Origin of the sequence: Thermoactinomyces sp. CICC 10521, assembly GCF_016055135.1 — a bacterium.
Lineage (GTDB): Bacteria > Bacillota > Bacilli > Thermoactinomycetales > Thermoactinomycetaceae > Thermoactinomyces_A > Thermoactinomyces_A daqus.
The window spans coordinates 52,969-68,150 of the sequence record NZ_JAECVZ010000008.1 but is presented as its reverse complement, the minus strand read 5'-3'; the positions used below and the strand labels follow the sequence as shown (position 1 = coordinate 68,150).

The window sequence follows — 15,182 nt, the reverse complement described above, 5'->3', positions numbered from 1 at the left end:
TTCCTGTAAAGGATTCCGGGCAGGAGGATAAAACCGTGAAATTTCTGGTGGGGATCGATGCAGGCGGCACAAATACCGTCTGTGGCCTGTTGGACGGCAGAGGCAATCTTCTTCACAAAATCCAGGAGCCTACCGAAGCGCATCTGGGTTATGAACAGGTGATTGACAAGATCGCACGGATGGTGAAGTCGCTTCTGGCATCGGAACAAATCGCTCCCGGACAGGTGCTGGCCGTTGGCATTGGCAATCCCGGCCTGGTCGATCCGGATCGCGGGCTGGTGCGGTTCGCCGGCAATCTGGGATGGCGGGATGTCGAAGTGGTGAAGTTGCTTCAAAACAGACTGAATATTCCGGTTTTCGCAGACAATGATGTGAGAATGTACGCATTTGGTGAAGCGATCAGAGGCGCCGGAAGGGGTTATGATCATGTGCTGGCCATTACCCTCGGAACCGGGATCGGCGCAGCGATGGTCAACCAGGGGCAGATGTATTACGGCAGCGGGTTTATGGCAGGCGAAATCGGTCATATTCGCATGGACGGAGAACAGGCTCCCTGTGCTTGCGGCATGTACGGATGCCTGGAGACCGTTGCGTCGGCCACCGGCATCGTCAGGCAGGTTCGCGAGGCGATTGCCAATGGAAAATCAAGCCTTTTGCAGTCGTGGTTTCCGGGTGAAAATCTGTGCAAAATCACGGCGGCCGATGTGTCCAAAGCATACGATGCCGGTGATGCCGTGGCAGTCGAGGTACTGCAGCATACCGGGAAGTTATTGGGCAAGGCGCTTTCGTATGCCGTGTCGTTGTTCAGTCCGGATGTGATCGTGATCGGCGGGGGAGTTGCCCGGGCGGGAGAACGGTTGTTGCACCCGGCCCGGGAGGAGTTGAAGCGCTTTGTTTACAAAGGATATTGGGCGCGTCTGACCATACGGACGGCCACATTGCTGGATGATGCCGGGGTGATCGGCAGCGGGCTTCTTGCCAGGCAAAGATTGGAGGAGGCATCACCCGCTCAGCTGCATCAGCACCAACGAAATGGAAATAGGGAGGAGAAATGATGGTGCAAACACACACTTATCAAGAGATTAAACGGCAACCGGAGACGTGGAGGCAGACAATCGGGATGGCATTGTCCCGGGCGGATGAGGTAAAACAAACATTTGCCGCACTTCAGCCCGAGGAAGTGATTTTTACCGGTTGCGGAACCTCCTACTATGTTTCGATCGCCGCCGCGGCTGCTTTTCAGGAAAAAACCGGACTTCCCGCCTGGTCGGTGCCTGCTTCGGAAGTGTTTCTCAACCCGGGTTCCGTATTTTCCAAAAAAAGAAAAACGATACTGGTCGGCTGCTCCCGCTCGGGCAATACTACCGAAGTTGTCCGGGCAATTGAATTTGCACGGCAGAACAAGCTGGCCCATTGTTTCGCCATCACCACCCGGCCTTCCAGCCAATTGGCCGATAAGGCGGATACGGTGTTTCATTTGTCGCACGTGCAGGAAAACAGCGTGGTGATGACTGGTTCTTTTACCAATATGTTGCTGGCCGCACAGCTGCTGGCGGGGATTCTGCCGGGAGATGAAGCATATCTGGGGGAATTAAAACGGTTGCCGGAAATCGGGGAAGACGTGATCGCCAGGGTGGAGCCGCTGGCGAAGGATATCGGAAAAGACCGGAATTTCAGCCATTATATTTATTTGGGGATGGGGGCACAGTTCGGCTTGGCCAATGAGGGAATGTTGAAGTTGAAAGAGATGACGCAACTTTTTTCCGAGACATTTAATCCGCTCGAATTCCGGCATGGCCCGATTTCCGTGTTAGATGAAAAATGCCGGGTCATCCTGCTGAGCAGCCAGTCGATCCGGCCTTACGAACGGGATGTTGTCGCAGATGTGCGGAAATTTGGTGCCAATGCATTGGTCATCGGCGATCGGCTGGAAGATTTTCAATGCGATATCAAAATTGAACTGAACAGCGGCCTCACAGATCTCGCCCGGGGTGTCCTTTATCTGCCGTTTTTGCAGCTGCTGGCTTATTACCGAACGCTGGATTTGGGGCTGAATCCCGACAGGCCGAGAAATCTGGATAAAGTGGTCTTGTTGAAAAACTAGCTTATCTGGACTGGAGACGGCGGGTACAAAGAGCGAAAATTCGGCAAGCCCCCGGGGGTGAAGCCCTGAAAATGGGGAGGGTCGCGGCACCCATCCGACCGGACATGCGGATCAAATCACTGAAAAAAGGGGGCCAATATATGGCGGCAATTGACTGGCTCGTCCTGATTCTCTATTTCCTGTTGATGATTGGAATCGGTGTCTGGTCATATCGCCGGGTAGGAAATGCGGAGGATTATTTTACGGCCGGCGGAAAAATGCCATGGTGGCTCGCCGGAGTGTCTCACCACATGTCCGGCTACAGTGCTGCCGTGTTTGTGGCATATGCGGCCGTTGCCTACCAGTACGGGTTCACGATCTACGTGTGGTGGGCTGTTCCGGTGTCGATTGCCGTTTTTGCCGGGGCTTTTACGATTGCTCCGCGCTGGACGCGCTTAAGGGAGCATTACCAAATCGGATCGCCGCTGGAATACCTGTCCACTCGTTACAATGTCCCGACGCACCAGCTCATGGCATGGAGCGGCATTTTGTTAAAAGTTTTCGATATCGGTGCCAAGTGGGCGGCGATTGCCATTCTCCTGCAAGTGTTTACCGGTCTTCCGCTCTCTGCCGGCATTCTGCTCTCAGGTGGTGTATCGCTCATTTACTCGACGATCGGCGGGCTGTGGGCTGATGCCTTGACCGACTTCGCACAATTCCTCATCCAGTTGGCCGCCGGGATTGCCATGTTTGTGATCGTGCTGGCCAATCTAGGAGGGATCGGCGCGATTGCCGGGATGTGGAGCCGGTTGCCGGCGGGGCATTCGGACTTGTTTGCCGGGCCGTATACGCTCTGGTTTGCGCTGGCGTTTCTGCTGATCGATTTTTTCAGCTACAACGGTGGCACGTGGAACCTGGCCCAACGATATATTGCAGCACCGTCCGGTTCCGAAGCCCGTAAGGCTGCGCTTCTCTCCGGTTTCCTCTATCTCTTCTGGCCCCTGGTTCTGTTTTATCCGATGTGGGCCGCGCCGATTTTCTTTCCGCATCTGAAGCAGCCCGACCAATCTTATGCTTTGCTGGCGACGAAGTTTTTGCCGCACGGTCTGACCGGATTGGTTCTCGCCGGGATGTTCAGCCACACGATGGCCATGACCACGTCTGATGCGAATGCCATTTCCTCAGTTTTCACACGCGATATTTTTCCGAGGCTGCGCGGCAAGTGGACCATGCTGAGCAGCCGGGGCGAGTTGATCGTCGCCCGCACGACGACGCTGGTGCTTGTTTTGCTGACCATGATCGTGGCTGTGGAACAGAGAGCATTTGGCGGGGTGCTGGGACTCCTGGTCTCCTGGTTTGGGGCCTTGGTCGGGCCGGTCTCAGTTGCCATGCTGCTTGGGTTGTTGCCCGCGTTTCGCAACAGCGGACCGGCAGCCGCCATCGTCTCACTCATGGCCGGAGTGTTCACATTTGCGCTCGACAAAACCGTCTTTGACGTCAGTGAAGCGGCACAACAAGGGTTGCCGGTGCTGGTATCGGCCATCGTTTTTGCGGTGACGGGCTGGTGTACCCGCAACCGCCGCCCGGAAGTGGAGCAAATGATGGAAGTCCTCAGCGGGGATTCCGGGGATTCAGAATCGCCCGGATGATGGCCGGCAAACGGAAAAACAGGAAGGAGGAGGCTTCCGTGAGTCGGGGATTGGAACCGATGATCAAGAAAACGGTGGATACTTTGCAGGTACATGTGTTCGAGAATCGGAATGCGATGGGAATGGCCGCTGCGGCAAAGACGGTGGAGAAGATGAAGGAAACATTGTTCCGGCAGGGCAGAGTGCGCATGGTTTTTGCCGCGGCGCCCTCGCAAAATGAATTTCTTGAGCACCTTTGCCGTGCGGACGGAGTGGACTGGACGCGTGTGACGGCCTTTCACATGGACGAGTACATCGGACTGCCGGAGGATGCGCCGCAACGGTTTTCCCGATACCTTCAGGAACATTTGTTTCGCCATGTTCAACCGGGCACGGTTCACCTGATGAACCCGGGTAATGATCCGGAGCAGGAATGCATCCGCTATGCCCGCTTGCTGAATGAAGCGCCGATTGATATTGTCTGCCTCGGAATCGGAGAGAACGGACATATTGCTTTCAACGATCCCGGTGTCGCCGATTTTGCCGATCCTGTTGTGGTGAAAACCGTCGAGCTTGATGAGGCATGCAGGAAGCAGCAGGTTCACGACGGATGTTTTCCCGATCTTGCCTCTGTTCCGAAAACGGCATTGACCCTGACTGTACCAGCGCTCGTCTCAGCCCGTCATCTCATTTGTGTTGTCCCGGGGCCCACAAAACGCCAGGCGGTGCACAGGACGCTCACGGGTCCGGTTTCTCCGGATTGTCCGGCATCAATCCTGCGGACACACGGGGATTGTATTCTGTATTTGGACGGGGAGTCTTACGGGGGGAGTCAGCATGCAGGAAACTGAGCTCCGGCTGGTTGAAGGGGTGGACTATCGAACCGGATCTCCCGTTGCCGTTGAGATTGAGGACGGCAGGATCCGCGACATTCGCAATATCAAGAGAAGTGACGATTTACCGTGGCTGGCACCGGGCTTCGTCGATCTGCAAGTGAATGGATTTGCCGGAATCGATCTGAATGCGTTGCCGCTGTCCGCTGAAGCGCTGTTTTCCTTGACCCGGATGTTATGGGCGGAAGGAGTGACGGCTTATTTGCCAACCGTCATTACCAATAGCGATGAAGCCATTGAGGAAGCGCTGCGGGTGATTGCGGCGGCAATCCGCGAAGAGCCTCTGCTCGAACGGATCATTCCGGGCATTCACCTGGAAGGGCCATTTATCTCGCCGGAAGACGGACCGCGCGGAGCCCATGATCCGGCTTATGTAAAACCCCCGGATTGGGCGCTGTTCCAACGCTGGCAAAACGCGGCTGCCGGGCGTATCCGCCTGGTTACGCTTTCGCCGGAGTGGCCGGATGCCATCGATTTTATCGAAAAATGTGTCCGAACCGGTGTACGCGTCGCGATCGGACACACGGCAGCCGGTACAGAACAGATCGCTGCTGCCGTTCGTGCGGGGGCGAGCCTGTCCACGCACCTCGGCAATGGAGCACATGCGATGTTGCCGAGACACCCCAACTACATTTGGGATCAGCTCGCCGAAGATCAATTGCTGGCAACGATGATCGGTGACGGATTTCACTTGCCCGATTCCGTGTTGAAGGTCTTTCTTGCCATGAAAAAGGAAAAGGCGATGCTGGTCAGCGATGTCGTCAGTCTCGGGGGACGCGAACCGGGGGAGTATGAAACGCATATCGGCGGGAAAGTGGTGTTGACGCCGGAGGGAAAACTGCATCTGAAAGAGCAGCCGCAGCTGTTGGCCGGTTCGGTGCAGACTTTGCGTCAGAGTGTGTCCTATTTGATCCGGAAACAACTCTGCAAGTTGCCCCAAGCTTGGGATATGGCCTCAGTCAGGCCTGCTGCTTACCTCGGGTTGCCGGCGCTGCGGGGGTTGGCGGCCGGAGCCCCGGCAGATCTGGCCGTCTTTAAACAGACAGCCGGGGAAATCCGCATTTTCCGGACGATTAAACGAGGTTGCGTCCTGCATGAAACTGGGTGACAACCGGAAAAGGAGGAGTGGCGCGTGGCGGAAACGGTCATGGAGCAGTACTTTCGCAAAATCGTGGCTCATCTGGAAAGGTTGCGGGAAGAAGCGGACGCGGTCAAACGTGCCGCGCGATTGATCGCGGATCATGTCAAACAGGACAAGATCGTGTACGTTTACGGACCCGGAGGCCATTCAAATCTGGGGGCGCAGGAAATCTTTTTCCGGGCCGGAGGGCTTATGCACATCAGCGCGATTCTCGATGAAGGCACGCTTTTAAGCGGGGGGGCCCTGCGCTCGATGGCGATCGAACGCACCCCGGGATACGGAGCGATCGTCATCGATGATTACCAGCTCGGGGCCGGTGATCTGCTCATCATCGTCAATGCTTACGGAATCAATGCGGCGACCATCGACGCGGCACTGGAAGCAAAACGGCGGGGGGTGACCACGATCGGCGTAACCTCGGTGCAACATGCCGCCATGACCCCGGAAAACCATCCGGCCCGCCATCCGACAAAGAAAAATCTGTATGAACTCGTCGATGTTGTTTTGGACTGCAAGGTGGAAGTGGGAGATGCGGTTGTCAGCATTCCCGGTCTGGAGCAGCGTGTCGCGGCGATTTCCACTTTTGCCAATGCTTACCTGTTGAACAGTCTGATGGCGGAAGCGGTACAGCTTTTGGTTCTGGAGGGAGTGACACCGCCGATCTGGATGAGCGGAAACGCCCCTGGCGGCGACGAGGCCAATGCGCGGTTTATTGATCGCTTCAAAGGACGGATCAAAAAGCTGTAGATCGTTGATCAGGCCGCGTTGTGATCTTTCTTTTGCGGAAGTGCTTGGGTTTCAGCAGATTTTTGGCCCGGGAAGAGATGCCCGGGTCTTTCGCTTGTTTCACTCCGGAACACGGAATGACGCTGATTCGTTGACTGTTTAAAATACGCGGTTGTATAATAAAATTCAGTGTCATAATTTCGGATGGAGGGTACATAGGTGTTAACGACGATTAAAGAGGCAGCCGCGCATGTCGGACAAGAGGTAAAACTGGGCGCATGGCTTTACAATAAACGCTCGAGCGGAAAAATCATGTTTTTGCAGTTGCGTGACGGAACTGGTTTTATCCAGGGAGTTTTGCTGAAAAATCAAGTATCTCCCGAGATCTGGGAAGATGCAAAAAAGTTGACCCAAGAGAGTTCCTTGTATGTTTGGGGCGTTGTCCGGCAGGATGAACGCGCTCCGAGCGGTTTTGAGTTGGACGTGACCAAGATCGAGGTGATTCAGGTTGCCGACGAGTATCCGATTGCCAAAAAGGAGCACGGTGTCGACTTTCTGATGGATCACCGCCATCTGTGGATTCGTTCCCCGAAACAGCGGGCCATCCTCAACATCCGCGCGGAAATTATCCGGGCGGTGCAGGCGTTTTTGGACAAACACGGCTTTACGCGGGTGGATCCGCCGATTCTGACTCCTTCTTCCTGTGAAGGAACCACCAATCTGTTTCACACGAAGTATTTCGATGAAGATGCTTATTTGACGCAAAGCGGTCAGCTGTACATGGAAGCGGCGGCGATGGCCCTGCGCAAAGTGTACTCGTTCGGCCCGACGTTTCGCGCCGAAAAATCGAAAACGCGCCGCCATCTGATCGAGTTTTGGATGATTGAACCGGAAATGGCTTTTGTCGATCACGAGGAGAGCCTGAAGATCCAAGAACAACTGCTTGCCCACGTGGTGCAATCCGTTTTGGATCATTGTCAGGCAGAGCTTAAAACATTGGATCGTGACATCTCCGCCCTTGAAAAAGTAAAGGCGCCTTTCCCGCGCATCACCTATGACGAAGCGGTTGAACTGCTGCATAAAGAAGGCTTTGCCGATTTTAAATGGGGGGACGACTTTGGGGCGCCGCATGAGACTAAAATCGCGGAAAGCTTTGACCGGCCGGTATTTATCACCCATTACCCGACTGAAGTAAAGGCGTTTTATATGAAGCCGGATCCCAACCGCCCTGAAGTGGTGTTATGCGCCGATCTGATTGCACCGGAAGGATATGGGGAGATCATCGGGGGCAGTCAGCGCATCGACGACCCCGAATTGCTGGAAAAGCGATATGAAGCTCACAATCTTCCGCGCGAAGCTTACCAATGGTACCTGGATCTCAGAAAATACGGGACTGTTCCCCATTCGGGATTTGGTCTCGGACTGGAGCGGACGGTGGCGTGGATCTGCGGCTTGGATCATGTTCGCGAAACCATTCCGTTCCCGCGTATGCTTAACCGTTTATACCCGTAAGGAGAATCGGGATCAAGTGAGGGGCATCGGTTCAAACCGATGCTTTTCCATTTTTCAAGTCTATTTTACGCCAAAATTCCTGTGGTATAGTAGAAAGACAAGCGAGGTGGATAAGCATGGATGGAAAAGGATCAGTGCAGACGGCTCTGGTTCAACTCCTGCAGCAGGGCTCCCTCTCTTTGCCCGTTCTCTTATTGACGGAGTATAAACGGGTCGGATTATCTGAAACGGAAGTTATGTTATTGATTCATATTCTTTTCTTTCAGGAGAAGGAACAAAAGCTGTTTCCGACGGTTAGTGAATTGGAGATGAGGATGAATCTCACACAGGAACAGATCGTCGATATGATTCAGCGGCTGGTGCGCGGCGGCTATTTGCGGATTGAACATGAGGTGAACGAGTACGGAGTCCGCAGTGAACGCTATTCCCTTGTACCGCTGATGCAACAGCTGGTTTCCTCATTTATTGACCGGGATTCGGCGGAGGAAGAGTTGGATGGGGAGACATACGATCGAGTTTTCCAGCTGTTTGAACAAGAGTTTGGCCGGCCTTTGTCACCGATGGAATGCCAAATGCTGGCGAGATGGATTGATGAAGACGGATATTCGCAAGAATTGATTGAATCCGCCTTGCGGGAAGCGGTCTTTTGCAGCAAGCTGAATTTCCGGTACATCGACCGGATTTTGTTTGAATGGCAGCGCAATAATGTGCGGACAGCGGAGGAAGCAGTGGAGTATTCGCGCAAATTCAGACAAAAAGGTATGTTATACCAGTCCGGAATCAGAGAAAAACAACATCGGGCCAGCGGCTTCTCTTTTTATAACTGGGTGAATCAAGAATGACGGAAGAGCGAAATCTTTCGTCTATTTTTTTGTCGCCGGGACAGCTATCCTCTTTAAGGCATTTGTTTGTTGCATACACTTAGAGAGAAAGGGGGGATCGTTTGTGGCTGATACGGTAGGGGTTTTGGTAAGCCGCCATATTTTTTCCGACTGCATCCGGGATCGCACGCCGTACGAAGTATTTCCCCATTACGATCAGGCCGCACGCCAAGTGGGATTAAAACCAATCTTCTTTACGATTGAGCATGTGAGATTGGCTGATCGTACCGTAGACGGATTTACCAGAGAACCTGACGGGCGTTACCATCAACAACGCCACCCTCTTCCCAAAGTGATTCATAACCGGATCAAACCCGCCGTCTTTCAGATGAAGTATCAACTTCTCCGAGCCCTGCCCGGATTGATCATCTTTAATAGGGATAACCGCATGGATAAGTGGAGAGTGGCGCAGATTCTTGAGCGGGAACCGGAGTTAAAGCCGCACCTCCCGGAAACCTTTCTCTATCAACAGCCCGTTTTGCAGAAGATGTTTGACCGCTTCGGTGCTTGTTATATAAAGCCGCGGAACAAAAGTTTGGGGATCGGCGTTTGCCGCCTGATGCACAAAAACGGGGCCATCTGGATTGAGGATGCCAAAGGGGCAAAGGGAGAAGTTCCGTTTAATCAGCTTCCGGCCTGGATTCACAAACATATTCACGCTCCTGTGATTGTCCAGCAACCGATTTCTCTGCTCACGATCAACCGGCGGCCCGTCGATTTTCGTGTTTCTGTTCAAAAAGACGGAACGGGTCAGTGGCAGGTTACCGGTATCGTAGCCAAGGTAGGAAAAGAGAATGCCGTGGCCACCAATGTGGCGGTCGGCGGCAAAGCGCGCAGGTTTGACGAAGTAATGGTCGAAGCTGGATTTACCAAACCGGCATCGGTGCGGGAAAAGATGGAGCGGGTTGCGGTGATGGCAGCCAAAGCGCTGGAAAAAAGCATTCCCGGGATGGCTGATTTGGGTCTCGATTTGGCGATTGATGAAAAAGGAGACATCTGGATCATCGAAATCAACGGACGTGATTTGCGCATTACCTTCCATCAAGCCGGTGATCTGGAATCGTGGCGGCGCACTTTTGCCGCACCGATGGAATATGCCGCTTATCTTTACCGCCAGCCGCCGGCAGAAAAGCCGGGAAAACCGACCGTGGCCCTGATCACCCCCGGAAATTTGCCTGTTCACGGTGGAAAAAGCGGCTCTGTTGAGATTGTGGCCCGGTCCTGGGCCAAGGAATTGGGAAAAAACCATCATGTGTTGCTGCTGGGAAATCAGGTGGAAGAGATGGCGGATGCGACGGCGCTCGACTTGAAAGCTCCCGTGACGCAGCAATATTACAAAAGGGTGGAACAGTCGCTCAAGTTTCTGAAACCGGATATCATCCAGGTGGAAAACCGGCCTCTCCTTTTAAACCGTCTGGCCAAAGCAGCTCCGAATGCCAAAAAAGTCCTCTTTGTGCATTCGCACACTTACCTTAACCCTCCGTACGCCAATCGCAAAGCGCTGAGAAAGTTGCTGCCCCGCTATGATTTCATTTTGACCAACAGCCGATACATGGCCGATTGCCTGAAAAAAGAGTATCCCCAGATTATGCATAAGCTGAAAGAAATCTGGCTCGGGGTGGATCTGCACCAATTTGCTTCCATTCACGATCCTGCCGTTCGCCGGCGAAGGATTGAAGAGCGAATCCGGCATCAATTAAACGGACGCCCGGTCATTCTCTATGTCGGAAGGATTATTCCGCAAAAAGGGTTGCACTTGCTGATCGAAGCCTTTAAACAAGTGCGGGAGGTGCATCCCGCTGCCGTTCTGTTAATCGTCGGCAGCAGCTTTTACGGGCGGAACGTGGAGACCGGCTATTTGCGAAAATGCCGCCAGCTGGGGCGCGAGCACGGTGAACAGATCCGTTGGTGGCCTCATATTCCGCACCAGGGGTTACCTGCGGTTTATCAACTGGCTGATGTTTTGGTCGTTCCGTCAGTTGGCAAAGAGGCATTTGGATTGGTGACAGTGGAAGGGATGGCGACCGGGCTGCCGATCTTGGCGACGCAGACCGGGGGGATTGGCGAACTGGTTGAAAACGGGGTGAATGGACGTTTGGTCTCACCGGGGCCGGGTTTGAGCAAGCGCATTGCCAAAGTATTGGTCGAGTGGTTGAACCGGCCGGATCAGCTGAAGGAAATGGGGAAAAAATCGCGCATAAGAGCGGAAAACTATTTTGGCTGGAGTAAAGGAGCCAAAGAATTAAGCGAAATTTATCACCGGTTGGCTTGAGCGATCTGCTCAAGTTTTTTATTGTAAAAAAATCTGACATGATTGTGGTTGGTGATCTCTCTGTATGATAATATACAAAACAAATGTAAGGTATTATAACATAATTGAGGAATCGGGGGATCACCATGAGGCTGGATCAAGCACTTGACTCAATGTGGATGATGCTGGCGGCCGTTTTAGTCATGCTGATGCAGGTTGGATTTGTTTTGCTGGAGGTCGGTTCGACAAGAGCGAAAAATGCCGGGCATATCGCCGTGAAACAGGTGATCGGTTTTTCGGTCGCCGCTCTCGCTTTCTGGGTTGCCGGCTATGCGGTTGCCTTTGGTGAGGGCAAGTGGATTGGCACAACGGGTTGGTTTTTGCATTTGCCCCAGGATTCGGGGGCATTGCCGATTTCGGTTTCCTACTTGTTCCAGTTTGCTTTTTTGGCCGTTTCGTTGGCCATCGCCTGGGGTGGATTTGCTGAGAGAGGAAAAATGGGGATTTATATTGTCTTTGGAGCCATTTACTCCATCTTCATTTACCCTGTCGTGGGGCATTGGGTTTGGGGGGAACACGGCTGGCTCCATCTGTTGGGAAAACAAGACTTTGCCGGTTCCACCGTCGTCCATCTCCAAGGCGGAGTCGCGGCGCTGGTGGCCACGATGATGTTGAAGCCGCGACTGGGCAAATTTGACAAACGCGGAATGTCCGTTGAAATTCCCGGTCATAACCAGGTTTACACGGTGTTGGGGGTTTTTGTCATCTGGTTTGGATGGTTCGGCTTTAATCCGGGCAGCGCCACACATGTTCAGGACGGACTGTTTGCCTATGCGGCCTTGACGACCAACCTCGCTGCTGCCGCCGGAGCCTTGACCATGTACTTCATCTCGCGCATCACTACCGGTAAAGCCGATATTTCCGCGACTTTAAACGGAGCGCTGTCTGCATTGGTGGCCATTACCGCCCCCTGCGCCTTTGTCCGGCCATGGGCGGCGGTGGTGATCGGAGCGGTTGCCGGAACCGTCGGATATTATTCAGGAAAATGGTTTGAACGAAAAGGAATCGATGACCCGGTCTCGGCCGCTTCTGTCCACGGGGCGGCAGGAGTCTGGGGAACGTTATCCTGCGGGATTTTTGCTGCTCCCGACCTGGTGAAAAATGTTGGAATTGGGAGAGCCGGTCTCTTTTATGGCGGAGGATGGGAACAGCTTGCTGTCCAGGCGCTCGGGATTGTTGTCACGATGGCATTTGTGGCTGCAGCCTCCTTTGCGGCATTGTGGGTTCTGGAGAAGGTGATCGGATTGCGCGTATCCGAACATGAAGAACGGAACGGGTTGGATTTAAGCGAGCACGGCCGTTACGGATATATCAGTCTGCCGTTTCCCGTAAACCGGGTTGAAGCACCGGATCGTCGTGAAACCGTTTGGGAATCGGGGCAAAAAGTGCTTTGAGCAGAAAGGAACGGAAATAGGGGCGGGGTTCTCTTCGGAAGGTGACCTCGCCCCTTTTTTGAATGATTTTTAGTCTTCCTTCCCGTGACGCGCTGAAAAGAGACGATTGTTTCCTCAAAACCCTTTGTACTCCGGTTCTTCCCGTTCCAGCTCTCCGACGCGACGCTCTACCTGTTCAATGATCTCAAGCACCGTCTGTGCTGCTTCAGAGAAGACTTTTTTGGCGTCCTGCGTTTGCGATTCCACGGAAAACTGCTCCAAACCTGCTTGTGCACTGCGAAGGGAAGCCAGGCAGGTTTTTACTTTGGCTGCAACAGTCATAAGCAAAACTCCTTTCTGCTGTTAATATGCGCAAAAATCGGGATGAATAGGCCGATTGGGATGCTTCCATACTATACAGAGAAAAATTACTGAAAGTTAGTGGGGATTGCGACATGGCGGATTGGATTCAAGTGATTGTACAAACATTGATAACCGTGGTCGTCTTGTTTGTGTTGACCCGGTTGATGGGAAAAAGACAGATTATCCAACTCTCCCTGTTTGAGTACATCACCGGGATCACCATCGGGAATCTGGCGGCCCACATGTCTCTGGAAATGAAAGAGGGATATTTGGGTTTTATTTCCCTGCTCGTCTGGGTGGCGGTCATTTTGTTTATTCATTTCTTGCAGCTGAAGAGCAAGACGGCCCGCGACTGGCTGGACGGCAAAGACACTGTCTTGATCAAAGAGGGAAAAGTGCTCGAGGATAACCTGAAAAAAGAGAGAATCACCATCGATGAGTTGATGTCCCAGCTGCGCAAGAAAAATGTGTTCAAGCTGTCCGATGTCGAGTTTGCGGTGATGGAACCGAACGGGATTATCGATGTCATGCTGAAAAAGGAATGCCTTCCGCTGACGCCCAAGATGCTGGGGCTGAAGGTTGCGGAGGAACGGGAACCGGAAATCGTGATTATGGATGGCAGCATTTTGGATGAAGCGTTGTTCCGCTTGGGCCGTAATCGGCGCTGGCTCAAGGAACAGCTGGAAAAGCAGGGGGTGCAGTTGGAAAATGTATTTGTCGGGCAAGTCGACTCCAGCGGTGAGCTGTATCTCGATGTGTATGATGACAAGCTCCAACTGGCGAAACCGCAAGAAAAACCGGCGCTCCTGGCGACTCTGAAAAAATGCGAAGCCGATTTGGAAATGTTCGCTCTGTCAACCGAGCGGGAAGACGTCAAAGCGATGTACGGAGAATGTGCCGCCAAACTGGAAAAAGTGATTGACCGATTAAAGCCTTATCTGACTACGTAAGAGACAGCGGCAAAAATTGCCGTTCTTTCGGGTCGCGAAATGATTTTGTTTCGCTTATAATAGAAAGGCGGATTCCATTTTACATAATAAAAGAGGTGTTTTCTTTGCAGAATTTCGTTTTTCATAATCCGACCAAATTGATCTTTGGTAAAGGGACACTGGCCGCTTTAAAAGACGAAGTGCCAAAGTACGGAAAAAAAGTGCTTCTGGTGTATGGCGGCGGCAGTATCAAGCGAAACGGGATTTATGATAACATCCGTAAATTCCTGGATGAAATCGGCGCAGAAGTGTTTGAACTGCCGGGAGTGGAACCAAATCCCCGCTTGTCCACTGTGAACAAGGGAATTGAAATCTGCAAAAAAGAGAAGATTGATTTCCTGCTGGCCGTCGGCGGCGGAAGCGTGATTGATGCGACCAAAGCGATTGCTGTCGGGGCTGAATATGACGGAGATGTCTGGGATATCATTACCAAGAAGGCGGAGGCAAAGGGCGCGCTTCCTCTGGGCACGGTGCTCACCCTCGCTGCAACCGGTTCGGAAATGAACGCCGGTTCCGTCATCACCAACTGGGAAACGCAAGAGAAAATCGGCTGGGGCAGCCCATACTCTTTCCCGCGTTTCTCCATTCTCGATCCGGTTCACACCTTTACCGTGCCACGCGACCAAACCGTTTACGGGATCGTGGACATGATGTCCCACGCGCTGGAACACTATTTCAGCCATGCACCCAATGTGCCCTATAATGAGCGCATGGTCGAGTCGCTTTTGACCACAGTGATGGAAACAGCCCCCAAACTCCTTGAAAACCTGGAGGATTACGAAAGCAGGGAAACGATCCTGTTCTGCGGAACGATGGCTCTGAACGGCGTGATCAATCAGGGGATGCAGGGAGATTGGGCAACACACGGCATCGAACACGCTGTTTCCGCTGTCTATGACATTCCGCACGGCGGCGGGTTGGCCATCATTTTCCCGAACCTGATTCGTTACAACCTGGATGTGGCCACGCCGAAAATGAAGCAGTTGGCTGTTCGCGTCTTTGGCGTTGATCCGACCGGGAAAACGGACCGTCAGGTTGCCGAGGAAGGAATTGACCGTTTGCGCGGTTTCTGGAATTCGATCGGCGCCCCCAATCGTCTGGCCGACTACGGGATCGATGACGCCAAACTGGAGCTCATGGCGGAAAAAGCGGTCAGCCCCAACGGTACGGTTGGCCGTTTCAGAGAACTGACCAAACAAGACGTCTACGAAATCCTGAAAATGTCCCTGTAAAGCCGGAGGACGAAAAAACCCCTGCACTGTGATGGGTCGCAGGGGTTTTT

General features: G+C 53.2%; 13 protein-coding genes. 12 read left to right on the top strand and 1 reads right to left on the bottom strand.

Going from position 1 to position 15,182, the window contains the following annotated elements:
* Positions 1-35 precede the first annotated feature (35 nt).
* The 10 genes from I8U17_RS07825 to I8U17_RS07780 all read left to right on the top strand — a co-directional run bounded on the left by I8U17_RS07825 (position 36) and on the right by I8U17_RS07780 (position 12,569).
* Positions 36-1,055, top strand: a complete 1,020-nt coding sequence (locus I8U17_RS07825) for an ROK family protein (protein ID WP_198059240.1) — start codon at positions 36-38, stop codon at positions 1,053-1,055.
* The gene (locus I8U17_RS07820; protein ID WP_198059239.1) at positions 1,055-2,104 is read left to right on the top strand and encodes an SIS domain-containing protein; all 1,050 of its coding nucleotides are present in this window, start codon (positions 1,055-1,057) and stop codon (positions 2,102-2,104) included. The genes I8U17_RS07825 and I8U17_RS07820 overlap by 1 nt, the downstream gene beginning before the upstream one ends.
* 140 nt (positions 2,105-2,244) lie before the next feature.
* The gene (locus I8U17_RS07815; RefSeq protein ID WP_198059238.1) at positions 2,245-3,732 is read left to right on the top strand and encodes a sodium:solute symporter family protein; all 1,488 of its coding nucleotides are present in this window, start codon (positions 2,245-2,247) and stop codon (positions 3,730-3,732) included.
* A 59-nt stretch (positions 3,733-3,791) separates the two neighbouring features.
* The gene (locus tag I8U17_RS07810; RefSeq protein WP_033099742.1) at positions 3,792-4,562 is read left to right on the top strand and encodes a glucosamine-6-phosphate deaminase; all 771 of its coding nucleotides are present in this window, start codon (positions 3,792-3,794) and stop codon (positions 4,560-4,562) included.
* Positions 4,549-5,712, top strand: coding sequence for an N-acetylglucosamine-6-phosphate deacetylase (locus tag I8U17_RS07805; RefSeq protein ID WP_198059237.1), 1,164 nt, complete (start codon positions 4,549-4,551; stop codon positions 5,710-5,712). The genes I8U17_RS07810 and I8U17_RS07805 overlap by 14 nt, the downstream gene beginning before the upstream one ends.
* A gap of 24 nt (positions 5,713-5,736) precedes the next feature.
* Complete coding sequence (locus tag I8U17_RS07800) at positions 5,737-6,492, top strand: sugar isomerase domain-containing protein (RefSeq protein WP_235281594.1); 756 nt, start codon at positions 5,737-5,739, stop codon at positions 6,490-6,492.
* Positions 6,493-6,690: 198 nt separating this feature from the next.
* Complete coding sequence (gene asnS / locus I8U17_RS07795) at positions 6,691-7,983, top strand: asparagine--tRNA ligase (RefSeq protein ID WP_033099711.1); 1,293 nt, start codon at positions 6,691-6,693, stop codon at positions 7,981-7,983.
* A gap of 116 nt (positions 7,984-8,099) precedes the next feature.
* Positions 8,100-8,825: a DnaD domain protein gene (locus I8U17_RS07790; protein ID WP_033099712.1), complete on the top strand. Its 726-nt coding sequence runs from the start codon at positions 8,100-8,102 to the stop codon at positions 8,823-8,825.
* A gap of 103 nt (positions 8,826-8,928) precedes the next feature.
* The gene (locus I8U17_RS07785) at positions 8,929-11,136 is read left to right on the top strand and encodes a YheC/YheD family protein (protein ID WP_198055780.1); all 2,208 of its coding nucleotides are present in this window, start codon (positions 8,929-8,931) and stop codon (positions 11,134-11,136) included.
* A gap of 125 nt (positions 11,137-11,261) precedes the next feature.
* Positions 11,262-12,569 (top strand): ammonium transporter, encoded by a 1,308-nt coding sequence (locus I8U17_RS07780; RefSeq protein WP_081943694.1) that lies wholly within the window; start codon positions 11,262-11,264, stop codon positions 12,567-12,569.
* A gap of 114 nt (positions 12,570-12,683) precedes the next feature.
* Here I8U17_RS07780 and I8U17_RS07775 read toward each other — a convergent pair whose 3' ends face one another.
* Positions 12,684-12,890, bottom strand: coding sequence for a DUF1657 domain-containing protein (locus tag I8U17_RS07775; protein WP_033099714.1), 207 nt, complete (start codon positions 12,888-12,890; stop codon positions 12,684-12,686).
* A gap of 113 nt (positions 12,891-13,003) precedes the next feature.
* Between I8U17_RS07775 and I8U17_RS07770 the strand changes: the two genes are divergently transcribed.
* On the top strand, positions 13,004-13,861 hold the full coding sequence (locus I8U17_RS07770) for a DUF421 domain-containing protein (protein ID WP_033099715.1): 858 nt from the start codon (positions 13,004-13,006) through the stop codon (positions 13,859-13,861).
* A 104-nt stretch (positions 13,862-13,965) separates the two neighbouring features.
* Positions 13,966-15,132 carry an iron-containing alcohol dehydrogenase gene (locus tag I8U17_RS07765; RefSeq protein ID WP_198055781.1) on the top strand — a complete coding sequence of 389 codons (1,167 nt, stop codon included), beginning with the start codon at positions 13,966-13,968 and terminating at the stop codon, positions 15,130-15,132.
* Positions 15,133-15,182 lie beyond the last annotated feature (50 nt).

Excerpts from the sequence above, each read along its gene's own strand:
- I8U17_RS07820 (WP_198059239.1), top strand. The coding sequence starts at position 1,055 with ATGGTGCAAACACACACTTATCAAGAGATTAAACGGCAACCGGAGACG.
- I8U17_RS07815 (WP_198059238.1), top strand. The coding sequence starts at position 2,245 with ATGGCGGCAATTGACTGGCTCGTCCTGATTCTCTATTTCCTGTTGATG.
- I8U17_RS07810 (WP_033099742.1), top strand. The coding sequence starts at position 3,792 with ATGATCAAGAAAACGGTGGATACTTTGCAGGTACATGTGTTCGAGAAT.
- I8U17_RS07805 (WP_198059237.1), top strand. The coding sequence starts at position 4,549 with ATGCAGGAAACTGAGCTCCGGCTGGTTGAAGGGGTGGACTATCGAACC.
- I8U17_RS07790 (WP_033099712.1), top strand. The coding sequence starts at position 8,100 with ATGGATGGAAAAGGATCAGTGCAGACGGCTCTGGTTCAACTCCTGCAG.
- I8U17_RS07780 (WP_081943694.1), top strand. The coding sequence starts at position 11,262 with ATGAGGCTGGATCAAGCACTTGACTCAATGTGGATGATGCTGGCGGCC.
- I8U17_RS07775 (WP_033099714.1), bottom strand. The coding sequence starts at position 12,890 with ATGACTGTTGCAGCCAAAGTAAAAACCTGCCTGGCTTCCCTTCGCAGT.
- I8U17_RS07770 (WP_033099715.1), top strand. The coding sequence starts at position 13,004 with ATGGCGGATTGGATTCAAGTGATTGTACAAACATTGATAACCGTGGTC.